Source organism: Bacillus sp. PK3-037, from assembly GCF_054161355.1.
The window spans coordinates 3,079,034-3,096,698 of the sequence record NZ_CP096408.1 but is presented as its reverse complement, the minus strand read 5'-3'; the positions used below and the strand labels follow the sequence as shown (position 1 = coordinate 3,096,698).

Here is a 17,665-nt window from a genome sequence, read left to right as displayed (position 1 = left end):
GGAAACCATAGTGAAAAAGTGAAGAAGTGGCACAATGGAATATACCAGTATCTCAGACACAGGAATAAAAGCCTCCCGAATTGGACTCGGCACATGGGCGATCGGCGGAACCATGTGGGGAGGCACTGATGAAAAAACATCGATCGAAACCATCCGCGCCGCTCTTGATAAAGGGATCACACTGATTGACACCGCGCCGGCATATGGCTTCGGACAGTCCGAAGAAATTGTCGGCAAGGCGATCAAGCAGCATGGGGCAAGAGATCAGGTTGTTCTTGCCACTAAAACGGCGCTGGATTGGAAAAACAATCAGCTGTTCCGCCATGCTAACAGAGCGAGAATCATACAGGAGGTCGAGGATTCCCTGCAACGGCTTCAGACGGATTATATCGATCTATATCAGGTGCACTGGCCTGATCCGCTTGTCCCGATAGAGGAAACCGCAGAAGTGATGAAGGAATTATATGATGCCGGGAAAATCCGCGCGATCGGCGTCAGTAATTTTTCGGTTGAACAAATGGATACGTTTCGGGCTGTTGCTCTGCTTCATACCATCCAGCCTCCTTACAATCTGTTTGAAAGGGAAATTGAAGAGAATGTGCTCCCGTATGCGAAAGACAAACAGATGACAACACTATTGTACGGCAGTTTATGCAGAGGGCTGTTAACAGGAAAAATGACAGAAGATCATTCATTTGAGGGAGACGATCTCCGAAATCACGATCCGAAATTCCAGAAGCCAACATTTAAAGAGTATCTTTCTGCTGTCAATCAATTAGATGAGCTGGCGAAGTCACGGTATGGAAAATCAGTGATCCATCTGGCCGTCAGATGGATTTTAGACCAGCCGGGAGCGGGAATCGCTCTTTGGGGGGCTAGAAAACCTGATCAAATAGAGGCGGTATCAGAAATTACCGGCTGGACGCTGAGCAGTGAAGATAAAAAAGACATCAATACCATATTGGAACATACGATATCAAACCCGGTCGGACCGGAATTTATGGCGCCTCCGACAAGAGAGGGCATATAATAAAAAGCTGAGGATGATTCCTCAGCTTTTTGACGTTAAGAAAAGAGAAATCTTAAAAATTAGTACCAGGTAATAAAAAATGTTGTTATAATAAGTAACAGAAAGAATCATTGATTACGACAAAGGAAGTGCGATATGTATAAGTTTTGTGCAAATGCTTTAAAAGTTATTCTTTCTCTTCGCGGAGGAGTGAAGGTGTATAACAAAGAAAACCTTCCGGCCGATTCAGGTTTTGTCATCGCGTGTACACACTCTGGCTGGGTTGATGTGATCACACTCGGAGTCGGGATTCTTCCTTATCAAATACACTATATGGCGAAAAAAGAGCTTTTTCAAAATAAATGGATCGGTTCGTTTCTGAAGAAAATTCATGCCTTTCCGGTAGACCGGGAAAATCCCGGCCCAAGCAGCATTAAAACGCCGATTAAGCTGCTGAAAGAAGGAGAAATTGTCGGAATCTTCCCAAGCGGAACAAGAACCTCTGAGGATGTGCCTTTAAAAAGAGGCGCAGTGACAATTGCGCAAATGGGGAAAGCGCCCCTTGTTCCGGCCGCTTATAAAGGACCTTCAAGCGGAAAGGCATTGTTCAAAAAAGGAAAAATGAAGCTGATTATCGGTAAACCTTTGCAGCAGGCCGATTTTGCCCATCTTCCGTCTAAGGAAAGGCTGGCTGCTATGACAGAGGCTTTGAATAACAGCATTAAAGAGCTTGAAAAGAAGCTGGAACAACTTTAATTCATCAGTCATTGCATTCACCCATTTCCCGATTGTTTATAATTTCCGGCCATTAGCTATACTAAATGAGGTATTGATCATTGGGAAAGGTTACGGATCATGAAAAAAATTATAATAGTCGGGGCTGGAATTTTGGGAGCATCAACAGCATATCAGCTAGCCAAAATGGGTGCAGAGGTTCTGGTTATAGATCGGAAAGATAAGGGCCAGGCCACCCATGCAGCGAAAGGCATTATCTGTCCATGGCTGTCTCCTCGCCGTGATCAGGCTTGGTACCGGCTGGCAAAGGACGGAGCGCGCTTTTATCCTCGGTTCATAGAAGAACTTAGAAAAGAAGGCGAGACGGACATTGGTTATGCTCAAGTCGGTGCTCTCAGTATTCATCACGATAAAGAAAAGATAGAAAAGATCGAAAAACGTGTGCGGGAGCGTAAACAAGCTGCCGGGGAAATGGGTGAGATTACCTTTCTTCATGAAAACCAAACCGCTGATTTGTTTCCTCTGCTGGCCGAACGGTACCATTCTGTTCATATAAGCGGAGCCGCCCGCGTGGATGGAGAAGTGCTGAGAGATACATTATTGAGATCTGCTCAAAGAAACGGCGCAGTCATTTTAAAAGGCGATGCTGCGCTTCGACATCATTCGAATCATGTCACAGGCGTAACTGTCGGTCATGAAATCTATTCTTCTGACGAGGTTATTGTTTGTGCCGGTGTTTGGGCAGACCAATTGTTAGCGCCTTTGGGAATTCGCTTCAAAGTAAGTGTGCAAAAAGCGCAAATTGTGTATGTGCAGGTGCCGAATGTAAATCATATCGACAGCTGGCCTGCAGTGATGCCGCCTTCCAAAGAATATCTTTTAGCTTATCATGACAATAGAATAGCCATCGGGGCGACACGTGAAGATGAGATAGGCGGACGTGATGTACGGATAACGGCTGGCGGGCTGCAGGAACTTCTGAGCAAAGGATTAGAAATGGCTCCCGGCTTAGCGAACAGTACCTTTCAAGAGGCAAGAGTCGGCTTACGCCCCTTTACACCAGGCGATGTGCCGGTGATCGGATCTCTTCCCGGCTGGAATGGGATCATAGTGGCAAACGGTCTTGGATCGTCTGGTTTAACAATGGGCCCCTATATGGGGGAGCAGTTGGCGAAGATGGCCCTCAAAATGGATTTGGATATCAATTTAGATGATTATGATATAAAAAAAGCAGCAGGAGTCCGGTGATCGCCTGCTGCTTTTTTGTGGTGTTTATATTTTTGATAATGATAGCTGATCCTCTGGCAGTGCTTTAAGAGAGCCGTCATTATTTAATACAGAACGCCATGTATAACGCGGTTCATAGCCAAGGACCTTTTTGGCTTTATCGATTGCCATCAGCGTTTCAAATCCTTTTATATCTCTCTTTAAAGATACATCGGGGAAAAATCGTTTTACTAAGTCTTCACTCGATTCCTTCATAATGGTATCGGGTGCAGTAATATGGAAGACGTCATTTCCGAGATTGTTTTTTTCGAGTGCTAGAAGGCAAGCATGTGCGGCATCCCTGACATCACAATACGCCCATGCGTTTTTCTTTTGAATATCCTTTTGCTGCTCGTTCCAGTGCATGCCTGGGATTTTTTCGTACTCATCAGGCTCATATATATTCGCAAAGCGGAGAGTGACAATTTGTGTATTGATCAGCTTTGAATACATATCTGAGAGAATTTCGGTCAGCCGTTTTGCCATCGCGTAAGAAGACTTTACGATCGTTGGATGCTCCTCGTCTACGGGAAGGTAACTGAGCTCGTCCGGCACAAATGGATATCCCAGCACCGTTTCACTTGAAGCCCACACAAGCTTACGGATTTTAAAATCTTTACAGGCTTCCAGGATATTAAAATTAACAAGCATATTATTTTCAAATATCGCCTGTGATGTATTCCTGACATCTGTAGGGATATTCCCAAGGTGAATCACAGCGTCACAGCCCATAATTAGCTGACATACCTGACCGTAATCCCGTAAATCAGCTTGAATAAATTTTTTCGATGCGGATTCTTCTTTTAATACTCTGTCTGATGCTGTCACATCATGGCCGGCCTCTAATATTGTTCTTACAGCCCAGCGTCCGATTTTACCTGCTGCTCCAGTTACGACAACTTTCATGTTTTCGCTCCTTTTCGATAATAATGCAGAGAGATGTTCGTTTTTCTCGCAGTTGCACTTTTTTAGAGTTCCCGCGGATGACCGATTTATTAGCAGCAGTTTTCAGAAAAGAGGTATGATCACGTCAAAAACGAACCAGAATAAAAAAAGACACCCCGATAAAGGGTGTCTTTTTCAAATTATGCTTCTTTCGACTCTCCAACTTCTATCAGCTCTTCTGATGCGAGCTTTTTTACTTCAATATAAGCGACGTGGTGGCCGTCAATTTCATTAATAATAAATTCACAGCCTTCTTCGATAATTGAATCGTTCTTTTCAACATCGTATTTCTGAGTAAGGAACCAGCCGCCGATCGTATCGACTTCTTCATTCTCTAAATGAATGCCGAGCAGGTCGTTCACTTGGTCGATCAAGACTTTACCGTCCAGCATGTAATGGCCTTCGCCGATTTTGCGGATTTCGCTGATTTCATCAATATCAAACTCATCGCGGATTTCGCCAACGATTTCTTCAATAATGTCCTCTACCGTCACCAGTCCGGCAGTTCCCCCGTATTCATCTGACAGGATTGCCATGTGGACTCTTTCTTTTTGCATTTTGACAAGCAAATCATGGATCGGCGCAGATTCAATCACATGAATGATCGGATTCACGAATTGAGAGATGGTGGAATCAACAGAAACCTCGCCGCTGATGCAGGCGGTCAGAACTTCTTTAATATTAATAACCCCGATAATATTATCTTTATCGCCCTCTTCTACTGGGTAGCGGGTATATTTTTCAATTTGAATGATTTCCATCATTTCAGAAATCTTAATATCGTGCGGAAGGCTGACAATCTCGGTCCGCGGGATCATAATTTCTTTCGCGAGCCTATCGTCAAATTCAAATATCTTATTCACGTATTTAAATTCTGATTGATTGATTTCTCCGCTTTTATAGCTTTCGGATAAGATAATCCGCAATTCTTCTTCGGAGTGAGCCAGTTCATTTTCAGAAACGGTCTCCAAGCCGAAAGCTTTCGTCAATAATCGTGCTGAGTTGTTTAGCACCCAAATAAATGGGAACATAATGCGGTAGAACCAAATCAGCGGTTTGGCAAACAGCATGGACACTGCTTCAGCTTTCTGAATTGCGACCGTCTTAGGCGCCAATTCTCCCACAACGACGTGCAGGAAAGTAATGATGGCGTAGGCAAAAATGAATGAGATGACGTGAGACAGTGAACCTGGCATGTTCATCTGTTCGAAAAGCGGGTGGAGAAGCCTTTCAATCGTCGATTCGCCTAAAACCCCTAATCCAATCGAAGTCAATGTAATTCCCAGCTGACACGCTGATAAATATTCATCAAGGTGCGTGGTCACTTTTTTTGCGGCAATGGCTGATTTATTTCCTTCCGCGATCAACTGATCAATCCGTGAGCCTCTGATCCTGATAATGGCAAACTCAGATGCTACGAAAAACGCCGTCAGCGCGATTAAAACAGCGACTAAAATCAAATTCACTATGTCCAATTAGAACCTTCACTCTACAATGAGAATGAAGGTAACACCTCCTGTTAGTAAAATGGTTTTAACTTAACAGCAGCATAAATGATTGGAACACGGCGAGCTTTTCGGGTGTAAGTTTGCTTTTCAGCTTGTCACGATCCTCAGGCTCCAGCCGTTCAAACCGATGCAAGATTCCGGAGATGTTTTGATTCATATAATCAATTTCAGATGCCAGATTTCCAATTTCATCATGATCTATGGCTGAAGAGGGAAACTGGTTCTCCAGTCGATCTTTAATATCGGACAGGGCCAATCGCTGCTGCTTGCAATCTACAATAAATATGAGTCGTTTAAGTGCGTTTTCATCGTAGTAACGATAATTTGAACAGGATCTGGCCGGCGTCAGCAGACCAAGATTCGTATAATAATCAACTGTTCGTTTCGTTACTCCGGCAAGTGCCGCTAGTTCACTGATACGATAAGTCTCAGCCCCATCTAAATCCCTCCCAACCATCACGTTATAGTTATGAGAATAGTTTAATATATGAAGGGTGCCTTACACAAGTTTATTGTTTTTTTGAGATGCCGGATATGGAATTTGTGGCATCCGAATTCAGATTGAAGTAACATAGATAGATAGAATTTTCAATTTATATGTGCAGAAGGGACAGATGAGATTGGCTGGTTTATCGCGGGAAATTGAAGAGAACCTAAATAAAGGATCGTGGATTCGAAAGCTGTTCGATGAAGGAGCGAGACTGAAGAAAGAGTTCGGGAATGACCAGGTGTTTGATTTTTCAATCGGCAACCCGGTCGTTGAACCGCCTGAAGCCTTTACGAGAGCATTAATAGAAGAAGCTGAAAAAGGAAACCACGGATACATACAAAATCAGGGCCTTCCTGAAGCTAGAGAAAAAGTCGCGCAATTTCTGGCAGGCCGCTTTGCTGCCGAGTTTTCAGCTGAGCGTGTTGTCATGACAGTAGGTGCGGGCGGCGCATTGAATGTGGCGTTAAAAAGTATATTAAATCCGGGAGAAGAGGTCATGATTCTCGCTCCTTATTTTGCAGAATATAAATTGTATATTGAGAACTGTGGCGGGAAGGCTGTCAGCTGCCCGCTGACAGCCCGGTTCGAGATTGACATTGAAGCGGTCAGGCAGGCGATTACCCCACAGACGAAAGGTCTCATTCTGAATACACCGCATAATCCGACGGGAACCGTACTCAGCCAGAAAAATATAGATGATCTAGGCGCTCTGTTAAAAGAGATCGAAGAGACAAACGGCCAAACCATCTATGTGCTGTTTGATGAACCGTACAGTCAGCTGATTTATGATGAAGAACTGGCAAATCCGTTTCAATCGTATCACCGTGTCATTTTGGCGAGCTCATTCAGTAAAGACCTCGGCATAGCAGGGGAGCGGCTTGGTTATATCGGCTTAGACAGCAGCATGCCGGATGCCGGCCTTTTGATAAACGCTTTTGTGTACTGCAATCGAACGCTTGGATTTGTAAATGCGCCTGTCATGATGCAGCGGGCTGTCGCGAGAATGGATGATTTAAGAATAGACGCAAGCGCTTATAAAGAGCGCAGGGATCTCATGGTTGATATTTTAAAGGAAGCCGGTTTTGAATTTGAAATGCCAAAAGGCGGTTTCTTCGTTTTTCCGAAGTCGCCAATTGAAGATGAAGTCGCATTTTGTGTGCATGCAGCGCAAAAGTATAAATTGTTAATTGTACCGAGCAGCGGTTTTGGGATGAAAGGGCACTTCCGTTTATCCTTCAGTGTGCCGCTGGAGCAGATCAAAAAATCACGCGACATCTTTATTGCCTTATATAAAGATTTTTCATAGGCCACCTCAGACAAAAAGATAACAGCTAGTTGAGGCTGTTATCTTTTTTATTTGACGTATGCCCCAAGCTTTGCCCCGTTTTTCAATTCCTGATTTTATCTCTCCCTTAGATAAACCGCCAAATTCAATCATAACAGCAGAGCCGGCAAAATATAACGCAAACTGGATAAGCCAATTACTGGCCCTTGCCTGCGCTGCGTGACAGACGCATCTTTTAAGCATTCAAATGATCTAACAGTCACCAATTGTTCCATTTTAAACGAGCTTCATCCTATGCACGCCTCTGAATCAGTATACGAGCTTCAGCTTGAAAAACAGATCAATGTCTGATACTTCAGTAAACAGCGTCTAGTCAATAGTTTTAGCATCTTAACAGGTGCAGAGTCAGAGATTGAAAGGTTATACACGGATATCGAGAACCTGCTGGCCAGATAAATCAATAGTTTGTCCCGTGATAAAAGTCTAAAAATTAAAAATCATTTTTGGAATGAGTTGTGTTACAATAAAATATACAATTTATAATCAAACTTTGACTTGGAGGTGGTATGATGGGGCCCTCTGCTTAGGCAACAATACACCGCGTACCTCAATGTTAAGGAAAAATGATTATATCAGGAGGTGACTCCTTATCCTTTAATGAGGGGATAAGGTTAAATGGACGATATTGACAGTCTGATTTTAATTGGTGTGCTCATTGCTTTAACCGCATTTTTCGTCGCAAGTGAGTTTGCGATTGTTAGAGTAAGGAGATCCAAAATTGATCAGCTTATAACAGAAGGAAACAAACGGGCGATACTCGCAAAGCGTGTCATTACAGATTTGGATGAATATTTATCTGCATCCCAGCTGGGCATTACATTGACATCAATTGGACTCGGCGTGCTGGGGGAGCCGGCATTTGAACGGCTGCTGCACCCATTGTTTGAACCGCTCGGCCTGCCGGAATCGGTTTCTCATGCAGTCTCTTTTGCGGTCGCGTACGGTTTGATTACATTTTTGCATGTTGTTGTAGGTGAACTGGCTCCGAAAACAGTCGCGATTCAAAAGGCTGAACAGCTAACCTTGCTGATAGCGGGTCCGCTGCGACTATTCTATTTGCTCCTGTTTCCGTTTATTTGGATCCTGAATGGATCGGCGCGGCTTTTATGCGGCATGTTTGGTTTAAAGCCGGCGTCAGAACATGAGGGTTCTCATTCTGAAGAAGAACTCAGAATGCTGTTGTCTGAGAGTTTAAAAAACGGAGAGATTAATCCGTCTGAATATAAATATGTGAATAAGATTTTTGAATTTGATAACCGCATTGCCAAAGAAATTATGATACCGCGGAAGGAAATGGCCGCTGTATCAACAGATATGACGATGGCCGAGATGCTGGAGGTTATGCTGAAAGAAAAATACACCCGCTGGCCTGTCACAGATGGGGACAAAGACAGTGTAATCGGCTTGGTCAATACGAAGCATTTGTTTTCTGATTTGCTGTTTATGACAGAAGAGGAAAGAATGAAAATGACGATCCATCCGTATGTGCGGCCAGTGATCGAAGTCATTGAAACAATTCCGGTTCATGATCTGCTGATTAAAATGCAACGTGAACGCATTCATATGGCGATTTTGTCGGATGAATACGGCGGAACCTCGGGACTTGTCACGACAGAGGACATTCTTGAAGAAATTGTCGGCGAGATCAGAGATGAATTTGATGAAGACGAACAGCCGCTGATCCAAAAGCTTGGCGACCGCCATTATGTTATGGATGGAAAGGTTCGCATGGATCAGGTGAACAGCCTTCTTGGCGCATCGATTCAAGAAGACGTGGACACTATCGGCGGGCTGATATTGAAAGAAAACATTGATATTGAGGCTGGTGAATCCATTCGCATCGGATCATACACAATAAAGGTGCTGAAAATGGATGGCCGTCTGATTAAGCAAATAGATATAAAAGAAGAAATCAGCAAGACAACCGGGGTTACAGCCCACCATACGCTGCCGCTGCCCGAGCCGGTCATGCTGAACAGTGCAACCTTGAGCGAGAAATAAGCTCAAGGTTTTTTTTATGTCAGCAGCGTCCAGCCGCACCAAAACGCCAAGAGGGACCCGCAAAGCGTGAAGCCGATGTATAGGATGCTTTCCTTTACACGCTTGGCCAGCAAGAGCTGAACACTTTCAACGCTGAAAGTGGAAAAAGTGGTAAAGGCGCCAAAAAAGCCGGTGCCGATGATGAGTGCTGCAGATGAATTTGTCACGTGAAGCCCTGTAAAAAGACCAAGACCGAGGGCACCCAGTATATTAACGGTCAAAATGCCGACTGGAAAACGAAGGCTTTCGGTTTTAGATGTTATGACATTGCCGAGCCAAAAACGCAGCACAGCACCGAGTCCTCCCGCTGCGAAAATACCAGCTAGTGTCATCATTGCTTCCGCCCCTTTCCTATTTGAGATCGGGCTACTCGCCGTCCTGCCAAAACGCCAAAGAGGGCAAGCGCGATTCCGGATATGAATGAGGACGCCATATACAAAACAGCTAATGACGAATGGGATTGCAACAGCATGACCGCTTCTTTAGAAAATGTTGACATGGTTGTAAAGCCTCCGCAAAAACCGGTGCCTAAAAAAGCCGATAGCAAAGGCTGTTTCGCCCTAATCATAAAAAAACCGGTCAGAACGCCTAGTAGAAGGCTGCCTGCCGCGTTCTCCAGCCAAGTTGCAGCCGGAAATATGTCATTGTTTATGCCGATGTTCAATCCGTATCGGAGACAAGCGCCAAGGGCGCCTCCGATAAAAACTGCACTATATCTATTCATGTTTTCCATCCTTTAATACGTAGTCCGGGTAGTCTGTGACAATACCGTCCACGCCCATGGCTTGCAGTTTGGCTGCTGTTTTCTGATGCTTTACTGTCCATGCAAACACTTTTAATCCGTTTTTATGGGCGGAAGCGATCATGAGACGATTGAGACGTGTGTATTTGATGTTGACATAATTTGCGAAAGATTTGCAGGCTTTCAGCTGATTTCTGGACAGCATACCAAAATTCGGCCTTGTAATAACGGCTGTCGGAATTGATGGATAAAGTTCGCGGAACCTTTGGATGGAGCGGAACCCAAAGGATTGAACAATATTGTTAATAGAAAAAGAAAATTGTCCTAACAGCTGTCCCACTTCTTCTTCAATTCCGATTTGCGAAGGATGGCCTTTTAGTTCAATTAAAAGCCCGGTTTTTTTATGGTAGCGCTTGAGCACGTCCTCCAGAGTCGGGATTTTTTCTCCTTGAAAAGCGGGGCCGTACCAGCTTCCTGCATCGAGTGCCTGCAGTTCCTTCAGCGTAAAATCTTTAACAAAGCCTGAACCGTTTGTTGTCCGGTCCACTCTGTCATCGTGTATAACGACAATCTGCCTGTCTTTTGTAAGCTGGACATCCAGCTCAATCATATCTGCATTCATTTCTGCCGCGAGATCAAATGCAGCAATTGTATTTTCGGGAGCGTAGCCGGATGCTCCGCGGTGGGCAATGGTGTACAAGCTTGTCAGCTCCTCATATGGACATTTCTGTTATTGTATCAAATCCATATATGCACCGCGATACCAACTTGTGAATTTTTTTCTGTCATATTTGAATAGTCCAGGCTGAAAACAACGTATAACTGAAACAAGAACCACTCACCGTATCCGAGCATATTTCGGCAGAAAAATAGTGCTTTCGACATGTTCACAAAATATTCTGTTACTTTATAATAGCAAAAAAGGAGGCGAGATCATGGGAAAAGGGAGAATCAGAGTGGAGGAAAGAATTAAAGCCGAAACAGATGTTGAAATGCAAAAAGCAACTCTCCTTGATCAGACACAAACGAAAAAAAGTAAGTGACTGTCCCTATTGAATCTGGCTGAATGGTTAAAATGAGAAATTGCCCCGGCGCTCCGCCGGGGTTTTGTGTTTTATAAAGACATTTAGAGAAGCATTCTGCCGAATGTTTTAGTATAATAACATTCGATTGGGATAGAGGGGAGACTGCCATGCTAGATCATCTGCAGCAATATTTCACGCTAGATAAAATTATACAAACCGGCATCAGTTTGGCAATTTTGCTGTTGTTTCTTATACTAAGAAAACTGTTTACAAGATATTTCTTTAATTTGCTTTTTAATATAACAAACAAACCGAAAACCGAAATTTTTAAACAGGTGGTTGTGGCATTCGATAAGCCTGCCAGATGGTTTTTTGTTGCCTTAGGGCTGTTTTTAGCGATTCGCTATTCACCGTTTTTAGATGCACAGATGCCGCTGATCAGTAAAATATACCGCTCGCTGATTGTGGCGCTGTTGTGCTGGGGGCTTTGTAATTTGACCGCTACATCATCTTTTATTTTTCATAAAGTGAATCAGCGCTTCGAACTGGATATGGATGATATTCTGGCGCCGTTTTTGTCTAAGCTGCTCCGTTTTGTCATTATAGCGCTCAGTGTGAGTGTGATCGCGCAGGAATTCAATTATGACGTCAATGGGTTTGTGGCGGGCCTTGGGCTTGGCGGGTTGGCTTTTGCGCTAGCAGCGAAAGACACGATCAGCAACTTCTTTGGCGGAATCATCATTATCACTGAAAAGCCGTTTACGATCGGTGATTGGGTGGAGACGGCGACAGTGACCGGATCAGTGGAGGATATTACCTTCAGAAGCACAAGATTCAGAACAGCGCAGGGTGCGCTTGTAACGGTGCCGAATTCCACGCTGTCGATGGAAGCCATCACGAACTGGACGAGAATGACCAAGCGCCAGATTACATTTTCCATTCATGTATCCTACGCAACGCCGATTGAGAATTTGGAACGCTGCATTCGTTCGCTCAGAAAGATGCTGCTTGAACATGAAGGCGTGGATAATGATACAATCATGGTCAATTTCGATACGTTTGCTGACAGCTATTACAATTTATTTTTCAACTTCTATACAAAAACAACGGTTTGGGCGGAGAACCTTCATGTCAGAGAGGATATCAACTACAAAATTATTGAAATCCTCGGCGCTGAAGGGGTTGAATTTGCTTATCCCGGACAAATGGTGTATGTCAACCAGAAGCACCAGCACGATCCGTTTCAAGTAAATCTCAATAAAGGGGAAAAGGAACGGGCTTAAAAAAGAAAGACTTCGTCTCAAAGAGGCGGGGTCTTTTTCATGGTAAAATAAGAAAAAAGAATGTAAGGCGGTGGTGTTGAATTGGAAGCATTCAGAAACATGCTGAATGAAGCGCAGCGAATTGTCGTGCTGACCGGAGCGGGAATGAGCACAGAATCAGGCATACCCGATTTTCGCTCAGCCGGCGGCATCTGGACTGAGGATGCCTCAAGGATGGAGGCGATGAGCCTTGATTATTTTTTAAGCTATCCGCGTCTGTTTTGGCCTAAGTTCAAAGAATTGTTTCAAATGAAAATGAGCGGGAGCTATGAACCGAATGAAGGGCATTTGCTTTTGGCAGAACTGGAGAAACAAGGGAAGCAGGTGGATATATTCACACAAAACATTGACGGCCTTCATAGAAAAGCCGGAAGCAGACATGTATACGAGCTGCATGGCTCTATCCAAACAGCAAGCTGTCTCTCATGCGGCGCCCGATATGATCTCCCTCATTTGCTGAAGCATGATGTGCCGGAGTGTACAGCGGTCGGAAATGACGGTGAGGCGTGCGGAACGGTATTAAAAACCGATGTCGTTCTGTTTGGCGATGCCGTTTTGCACTTTGACACGCTTTATGAAAAGCTGGATAAAGCCGACCTATTATTGGTGATCGGCACGTCTCTTGAAGTTGCTCCCGCCAGATTTGTGCCTGAGGATGCAAGCCGGATTCCAGGCATTAAAAAAGCCATTATTAACCTGGAGCCGACGTACTGCGACAGTTTGTTTGATTTCGTCATCCATCAAAAAATCGGAGAGTTTGCCCGGAGCTTGGGCATAAAAAAGTGAGGCCGCAGATAAGCGCCTCACTTTTTTATTCATGAACCGGAACCATTGTATCCTTTAACACACCGAAGGAATAGCCTTTTTCTTTCAGTTTATGGATTAGCACCGGCAGTGCGTTTACTGTAGCAGGAAGATCGTGCATGAGAATCACATACGGCCGATTTGAATGGCTGTGTTCCATATTGTCAAGCTGCTGCAGTACTTCCGCTACGTATTTTGAATTGCGGTATTTCCAGTCCATGCTGTCAATCGTCCAATCCCAGTACACAAAACCGTCTTTTTCTAGATTGCGAATTTGTGAATCTGTAAGAGACGGCTTGCTGCCGTAGGGCGTTCTGACGAGATCAGTACGATAGCCTGTAATGCTTTCCAGCGTGTCACGCGCCTGCTGCATTTCTTTTAGCGGTGATGTCGGCGTTTGATAAAACAATTTGTTATTATGCGTGACCCCGTGTAAACCGAGTGCATGCCCTTCATTTCCGGCCCTTTTAACCGCGTGTTTGAATTCGTTCATTCGCGGTGACAGCATAAAAAATGTCGCCTTTACATCAGCGCTTTTCAGTACGTCCAGCAAGCGGTTGGTAGAGGCTGACGGGCCATCATCGAAGGTTAAATAAACCGTTTTGTCTCCCATATTCTGCTCGGTCTGCAAATGTTTTATCAGCAGGCCTGGGGAGTCGTCTTTCAGCTTCAAGCTTTCCTTTTCATCACGAAGCTGGCTGTTTGTTGTGACAGTGATCTCCTTTGCTTTCGAGGAGCTGTTGGAATAACCTAAAATCACCATAAGCAAAAGCAGCACACATAAAACTGCTAAACTTGCAAATTTAAAAGCAAGCGAAACTGCAGAAGGAGAAGCGTCTCCTCTCGTTTGTCGCATATCAATCTCTCCAGTGGCATAAAATCTCTACATACCGCTGTATTGGCAGCTCTGAAGGTGCCATTGTTTACAACCTATGTATTACGAGTCAAGTATACAGGAATAAAACTGGAAAGAACATAGAAAAAATGTCGAAATGTCAGATTTTAAGGAAAAAATAATCTCCTTCCCAGCTATTGAGTTCTTGATCTTTCTGTTTTTCAGCTGGTTTGATATGGTAGAATGAGTGACAATGACAGCTTGATTAGACATCTGGATAAATACGAAAAAGGGAGGGCTTATATGAAGATTTTAGTCAATGGCCAACTGGTGGAGCGGAACGAGGCATCCGTTGATGTGGAAGATCGCGGTTATCAGTTTGGAGACGGAATCTATGAGGTTATCAGGGTGTATAAAGGGGTATTATTCGGCTTGCGCGAGCATGCGGAGCGTTTATTCAGAAGCGCGGCTGAGATCGGAATTTCACTGCCGTTCAGTTTAGAAGATTTAGAGTGGGACCTGCAAAAGCTTGTGCAGGAAAATGCGGTCAGCGACGGAGCGGTTTACATTCAAACCACCAGAGGGGTTGCTCCGCGAAAACACCAATATGAAGCGGGCCTTGAGCCGCAGACGACGGCCTATACATTTTCTGTTAAAAAGCCGGAACAGGAGCAGACCTACGGCGTTTCAGCCATCACGGATGAGGATCTTCGCTGGCTGAGATGCGATATCAAAAGTCTGAATTTACTGTATAATGTGATGGCAAAGCAGAAAGCCTATGAAGCGGGAGCATTTGAAGGCATTTTAATAAGAGACGGAATTGTTACAGAAGGTACAGCTTCTAATGTTTATGCTGTTTTAAACGGTACGGTGCGGACGCATCCGGCTAACCGAATGATTCTCAATGGGATTACACGAATGAAGATTTTGGATCTCATCGTAAAGAACGGCATAGAGCTTGATGAAAAGCCCGTTACTGAAGAAGAGCTGAGACAGGCGGAGGAAATCTTTATTTCTTCTACGACGGCAGAGATTGTTCCGGTTGTGACGCTTGATGGAAAATCAGTCGGAAGCGGAGTGCCCGGACCGGTGACAAAACAGCTGCAGGCGGCTTTTCAAGAAAGCATTCAACAGGCAGCCCGCGTATCATTTTAATGTTAAAAAAGAGCCCGCTTTGCAAGCGGCGCTCTTTTTATTTTTTTACAAATCCAACTAAAATCGAGATGATCGGCGATATATAGAGGAAGAACGTAAATGGGATATAGTCAATGACGGGAACACCAAGCGCGGTTGCCATAAAAGCCCCGCTGACTCCCCAAGGGATCAATGGATTAATCAATGTTCCGCCGTCCTCTAATGATCTTGATAAAAACTTCCGCTGAATGTTTTGTTTGTCATATAAGGATTTATATGACTGTCCCGGTATTAATATAGATAAATACTGTTCGCCTGTTGCAAGATTGACACCGATACTGGAGCAGACAGTTGCTGCAATGAGACTGCCCTTTGAACGGATTCCTTTCATCACACCCTCCAATAGTGCGGAGATCAGGCCGATTTTCTCCATTAAACCGCCGAGTGCAAAGGCGATCATAATAAGAGAAACTGAGCCCATCATGGATTGCAGTCCGCCTCTGTTGATGATTTTAGCGGCAGCCTCATTGTCAGTTTCGAACATGGTGCCATTTTGCAGGACTGACATAAAAGCCTGAATGCTGCTGTCGGGAACGAAAATGGCAGTCAAAATTCCCGAGGAAATAATACCGGCAGTCAGAACGGGAATAACGGACACGCGCTTCATCGCCAGCAAAACAACTAAGAGCGGAGAAAGAAGCGCCCACGGTGTGACGTTTGCTGCACCTTTTATTCCGGCAATAACGTGCGCAATATCATCTGTTGAAGCAGCGTCTGCTGAGACTGATAAACCAAGAAAGTAAAAAAGGACAACGGTGATCAGCAAGGCGGGAATAGTTGTGCCCATCATGTGGCGAATGTGTTCAAAGATAGATATTTCGCCTATACCCGCAGCGAAATTTGTTGTATCCGACATCGGTGACATTTTATCACCAAAGCAGGCTCCGCAAATGACTGCCCCCGCCGTCCATTCGAGCGGAACGCCTGCCGCGCTCGCCACGCCGATCAGTGCCACGCCAATTGTGCTTACAGTTGTCAGGCTTGAGCCGACTAGCGTGCTGATGATCATGCAGGAAAACAAAGCAGTCAACAGAAGATGGCTTGGTTCAATAAAGGACAAAGCATAAACTGTAACGGACGGTATGGCGCCGCTGTACATCCAAGCGCCGATTAAGATACCGATCAGTGCCAGAACAATGATCGGCTGTACACCGTTTTTAATCCCGTTTACAATTCCTTTTTCAAGGCTGTTCCAGGAAAAACCGTACCAAAAACCGGCTGCTGAAAGCAGGACAACACATAGGAACAGCGGGATATGCGGTTCTGTATGAAGAAAAAATAAGCAGGAGATAATGACTCCTAACATGAATATAAATAAACCGACGGCTAACGGAAACGTCAGCTTTTTTTGAGAATCCAAAATAACACCCCATATATATCTTTAATGCTTTTGTGCTTTTGGGCACGAAAGCATTATAACAGAAAAAAACGAAAATCTATGTTTTTTCACAATTATGAATATAAAAAAGCGAGCACGTGGCGTGCTCACTTTACGATCAGAACCGGTATATCTGATTTCGCCGAAAGCTTTTCACTTACACTTCCAAACAAAAGTTTCTTCAGTCTGTTTTGGTCTCTGCTTCCGGTTACAATCAGATCGGCTGAAACCCGGTTGGCATGCTCGATAATTGATTCAGCCGGGTCACCTTCCAATATATCGATATCTCCCTCTGTCTGCTGATTATTCAGCATCATTCTGGCTTCGGCGATGACTTCTTCCGTACGGTCTTCATAAATCATTGGCTCCGGTGGCGCAACATCTGATATCAGCGGGTCAGGAACACTTGTCATGCCTCCGCCAATATAGCTTGCCCCTGCTGCGGGTCTCGGCGGGTCGATGATGGTCTGATTGTCTTTCATATCATGTGAATGGGCGACTGTAATGGCTGCATTTACCGTTTTCGCAAGATCAATGGCTGTCTGAAGCGCTTTCTTACTGTTTTCACTTCCGTCAAACGCGACAATGATACGGTCAGCATGAAACATCATTCACACCCTTTCAAAAAACGTCGTACAATACAATACCCGACATCATATCTATTTAATCTTTTCTCTGTTCAAGTAATGATTGACAAAAAAAGGTTTTATTTATATTATGAAAAAAGAATGAAAAATCAGAATGAATGGAGGGTTTGCTATGCCAAGGAATGATATGTCTTACAGAACAGTTTCATATTGGCGCGGCAAACCCTTATTCTGTTTTTTTGATTTGGGTTAATCCGCGCGCCGAAAAGCGCTCTGTACATCATAATCGATAACAAAAGGCATGGAGCTGACGCTTCGTGCCTTTTTTATATACAAATCTTAAGAAAGACAGGTGTATCGGATGTGAAGACAAATACAGAGGCAAGGATTGGTTATGACAACCTGAACGAAAAGAGCTGCAAGGAAAAAATAGAAGGCGG

Annotated in this window: 18 protein-coding genes; 9 read left to right on the top strand and 9 right to left on the bottom strand. The window is 44.4% G+C overall.

Annotated features, from left to right (window positions below; genetic code table 11):
• The first annotated feature begins 34 nt into the window (after positions 1-34).
• The 3 genes from M1D69_RS15960 (at position 35) to M1D69_RS15950 (ending at position 2,992) form a co-directional block, all read left to right on the top strand.
• Positions 35-1,030 carry an aldo/keto reductase gene (locus tag M1D69_RS15960; RefSeq protein WP_458105539.1) on the top strand — a complete coding sequence of 332 codons (996 nt, stop codon included), beginning with the start codon at positions 35-37 and terminating at the stop codon, positions 1,028-1,030.
• A 135-nt stretch (positions 1,031-1,165) separates the two neighbouring features.
• Positions 1,166-1,765 (top strand): 1-acylglycerol-3-phosphate O-acyltransferase, encoded by a 600-nt coding sequence (locus M1D69_RS15955; protein WP_024120737.1) that lies wholly within the window; start codon positions 1,166-1,168, stop codon positions 1,763-1,765.
• A gap of 99 nt (positions 1,766-1,864) precedes the next feature.
• Positions 1,865-2,992, top strand: a complete 1,128-nt coding sequence (locus tag M1D69_RS15950; protein ID WP_458105540.1) for an NAD(P)/FAD-dependent oxidoreductase — start codon at positions 1,865-1,867, stop codon at positions 2,990-2,992.
• Positions 2,993-3,016: 24 nt separating this feature from the next.
• Here M1D69_RS15950 and M1D69_RS15945 read toward each other — a convergent pair whose 3' ends face one another.
• The 3 genes from M1D69_RS15945 to M1D69_RS15935 all read right to left on the bottom strand — a co-directional run bounded on the left by M1D69_RS15945 (position 3,017) and on the right by M1D69_RS15935 (position 5,920).
• Entirely contained in the window at positions 3,017-3,916 is a 900-nt protein-coding gene (locus M1D69_RS15945) for an NAD-dependent epimerase/dehydratase family protein (RefSeq protein ID WP_458105541.1), read from the bottom strand.
• Between the two features lie 179 nt (positions 3,917-4,095).
• Positions 4,096-5,430, bottom strand: a complete 1,335-nt coding sequence (locus M1D69_RS15940; RefSeq protein WP_458110415.1) for a hemolysin family protein — start codon at positions 5,428-5,430, stop codon at positions 4,096-4,098.
• Between the two features lie 58 nt (positions 5,431-5,488).
• Positions 5,489-5,920, bottom strand: coding sequence for a MerR family transcriptional regulator (locus M1D69_RS15935; RefSeq protein WP_099043372.1), 432 nt, complete (start codon positions 5,918-5,920; stop codon positions 5,489-5,491).
• A gap of 157 nt (positions 5,921-6,077) precedes the next feature.
• On the opposite strand from M1D69_RS15935, the gene M1D69_RS15930 reads away from it, so the two are divergent.
• Positions 6,078-7,259 (top strand): pyridoxal phosphate-dependent aminotransferase, encoded by a 1,182-nt coding sequence (locus tag M1D69_RS15930; RefSeq protein ID WP_458105542.1) that lies wholly within the window; start codon positions 6,078-6,080, stop codon positions 7,257-7,259.
• Positions 7,260-7,913: 654 nt separating this feature from the next.
• Positions 7,914-9,299 (top strand): hemolysin family protein, encoded by a 1,386-nt coding sequence (locus tag M1D69_RS15925; RefSeq protein ID WP_458105543.1) that lies wholly within the window; start codon positions 7,914-7,916, stop codon positions 9,297-9,299.
• 14 nt (positions 9,300-9,313) lie between these two features.
• On the opposite strand, the gene crcB is transcribed toward M1D69_RS15925, so the two are convergent.
• From crcB to M1D69_RS15910, 3 genes are read right to left on the bottom strand one after another with little or no spacing between them, the layout of a single operon-like run.
• Positions 9,314-9,670, bottom strand: coding sequence for a fluoride efflux transporter CrcB (gene crcB / locus M1D69_RS15920; RefSeq protein ID WP_099043373.1), 357 nt, complete (start codon positions 9,668-9,670; stop codon positions 9,314-9,316).
• Entirely contained in the window at positions 9,670-10,062 is a 393-nt protein-coding gene (locus M1D69_RS15915) for a fluoride efflux transporter FluC (RefSeq protein ID WP_458105544.1), read from the bottom strand. Before M1D69_RS15915 ends, crcB begins: the two co-directional genes overlap by 1 nt.
• Complete coding sequence (locus M1D69_RS15910) at positions 10,055-10,780, bottom strand: glycerophosphodiester phosphodiesterase (protein WP_458105545.1); 726 nt, start codon at positions 10,778-10,780, stop codon at positions 10,055-10,057. The genes M1D69_RS15915 and M1D69_RS15910 overlap by 8 nt, the downstream gene beginning before the upstream one ends.
• A 235-nt stretch (positions 10,781-11,015) precedes the next feature.
• Between M1D69_RS15910 and M1D69_RS15905 the strand changes: the two genes are divergently transcribed.
• The 3 genes from M1D69_RS15905 (at position 11,016) to M1D69_RS15895 (ending at position 13,213) form a co-directional block, all read left to right on the top strand.
• Entirely contained in the window at positions 11,016-11,123 is a 108-nt protein-coding gene (locus M1D69_RS15905; protein ID WP_024120747.1) for a YhdX family protein, read from the top strand.
• Between the two features lie 149 nt (positions 11,124-11,272).
• Positions 11,273-12,388, top strand: coding sequence for a mechanosensitive ion channel family protein (locus M1D69_RS15900; protein WP_044156590.1), 1,116 nt, complete (start codon positions 11,273-11,275; stop codon positions 12,386-12,388).
• 99 nt (positions 12,389-12,487) lie between these two features.
• Entirely contained in the window at positions 12,488-13,213 is a 726-nt protein-coding gene (locus tag M1D69_RS15895; RefSeq protein ID WP_458106133.1) for an NAD-dependent protein deacylase, read from the top strand.
• Positions 13,214-13,238: 25 nt separating this feature from the next.
• On the opposite strand, the gene M1D69_RS15890 is transcribed toward M1D69_RS15895, so the two are convergent.
• The gene (locus M1D69_RS15890; RefSeq protein ID WP_024120750.1) at positions 13,239-14,087 is read right to left on the bottom strand and encodes a polysaccharide deacetylase family protein; all 849 of its coding nucleotides are present in this window, start codon (positions 14,085-14,087) and stop codon (positions 13,239-13,241) included.
• 282 nt (positions 14,088-14,369) lie between these two features.
• On the opposite strand from M1D69_RS15890, the gene dat reads away from it, so the two are divergent.
• Positions 14,370-15,221 carry a D-amino-acid transaminase gene (gene dat / locus M1D69_RS15885; protein WP_458105546.1) on the top strand — a complete coding sequence of 284 codons (852 nt, stop codon included), beginning with the start codon at positions 14,370-14,372 and terminating at the stop codon, positions 15,219-15,221.
• Between the two features lie 37 nt (positions 15,222-15,258).
• Here the strand turns inward: dat and nhaC are convergent, their stop codons facing one another.
• Together nhaC and M1D69_RS15875 are read right to left on the bottom strand one after the other, a co-directional pair.
• A complete protein-coding gene (gene nhaC / locus M1D69_RS15880) occupies positions 15,259-16,620 on the bottom strand; it encodes a Na+/H+ antiporter NhaC (protein WP_458105547.1) in 1,362 nt (453 codons plus the stop codon).
• A gap of 125 nt (positions 16,621-16,745) precedes the next feature.
• Positions 16,746-17,246 carry a universal stress protein gene (locus M1D69_RS15875; protein WP_458106134.1) on the bottom strand — a complete coding sequence of 167 codons (501 nt, stop codon included), beginning with the start codon at positions 17,244-17,246 and terminating at the stop codon, positions 16,746-16,748.
• Positions 17,247-17,665: the final 419 nt, after the last annotated feature.

Bases quoted from the DNA above. Each gene is read 5' to 3' on its own strand.
- M1D69_RS15960 (WP_458105539.1), top strand. From the start codon at position 35: ATGGAATATACCAGTATCTCAGACACAGGAATAAAAGCCTCCCGAATT.
- M1D69_RS15955 (WP_024120737.1), top strand. From the start codon at position 1,166: ATGTATAAGTTTTGTGCAAATGCTTTAAAAGTTATTCTTTCTCTTCGC.
- M1D69_RS15950 (WP_458105540.1), top strand. From the start codon at position 1,865: ATGAAAAAAATTATAATAGTCGGGGCTGGAATTTTGGGAGCATCAACA.
- M1D69_RS15945 (WP_458105541.1), bottom strand. From the start codon at position 3,916: ATGAAAGTTGTCGTAACTGGAGCAGCAGGTAAAATCGGACGCTGGGCT.
- M1D69_RS15935 (WP_099043372.1), bottom strand. From the start codon at position 5,920: ATGGTTGGGAGGGATTTAGATGGGGCTGAGACTTATCGTATCAGTGAA.
- M1D69_RS15930 (WP_458105542.1), top strand. From the start codon at position 6,078: ATGAGATTGGCTGGTTTATCGCGGGAAATTGAAGAGAACCTAAATAAA.
- M1D69_RS15925 (WP_458105543.1), top strand. From the start codon at position 7,914: ATGGACGATATTGACAGTCTGATTTTAATTGGTGTGCTCATTGCTTTA.
- crcB (WP_099043373.1), bottom strand. From the start codon at position 9,670: ATGACACTAGCTGGTATTTTCGCAGCGGGAGGACTCGGTGCTGTGCTG.
- M1D69_RS15915 (WP_458105544.1), bottom strand. From the start codon at position 10,062: ATGAATAGATATAGTGCAGTTTTTATCGGAGGCGCCCTTGGCGCTTGT.
- M1D69_RS15905 (WP_024120747.1), top strand. From the start codon at position 11,016: ATGGGAAAAGGGAGAATCAGAGTGGAGGAAAGAATTAAAGCCGAAACA.
- M1D69_RS15900 (WP_044156590.1), top strand. From the start codon at position 11,273: ATGCTAGATCATCTGCAGCAATATTTCACGCTAGATAAAATTATACAA.
- M1D69_RS15895 (WP_458106133.1), top strand. From the start codon at position 12,488: ATGCTGAATGAAGCGCAGCGAATTGTCGTGCTGACCGGAGCGGGAATG.
- M1D69_RS15890 (WP_024120750.1), bottom strand. From the start codon at position 14,087: ATGCGACAAACGAGAGGAGACGCTTCTCCTTCTGCAGTTTCGCTTGCT.
- dat (WP_458105546.1), top strand. From the start codon at position 14,370: ATGAAGATTTTAGTCAATGGCCAACTGGTGGAGCGGAACGAGGCATCC.
- M1D69_RS15875 (WP_458106134.1), bottom strand. From the start codon at position 17,246: ATGTTTCATGCTGACCGTATCATTGTCGCGTTTGACGGAAGTGAAAAC.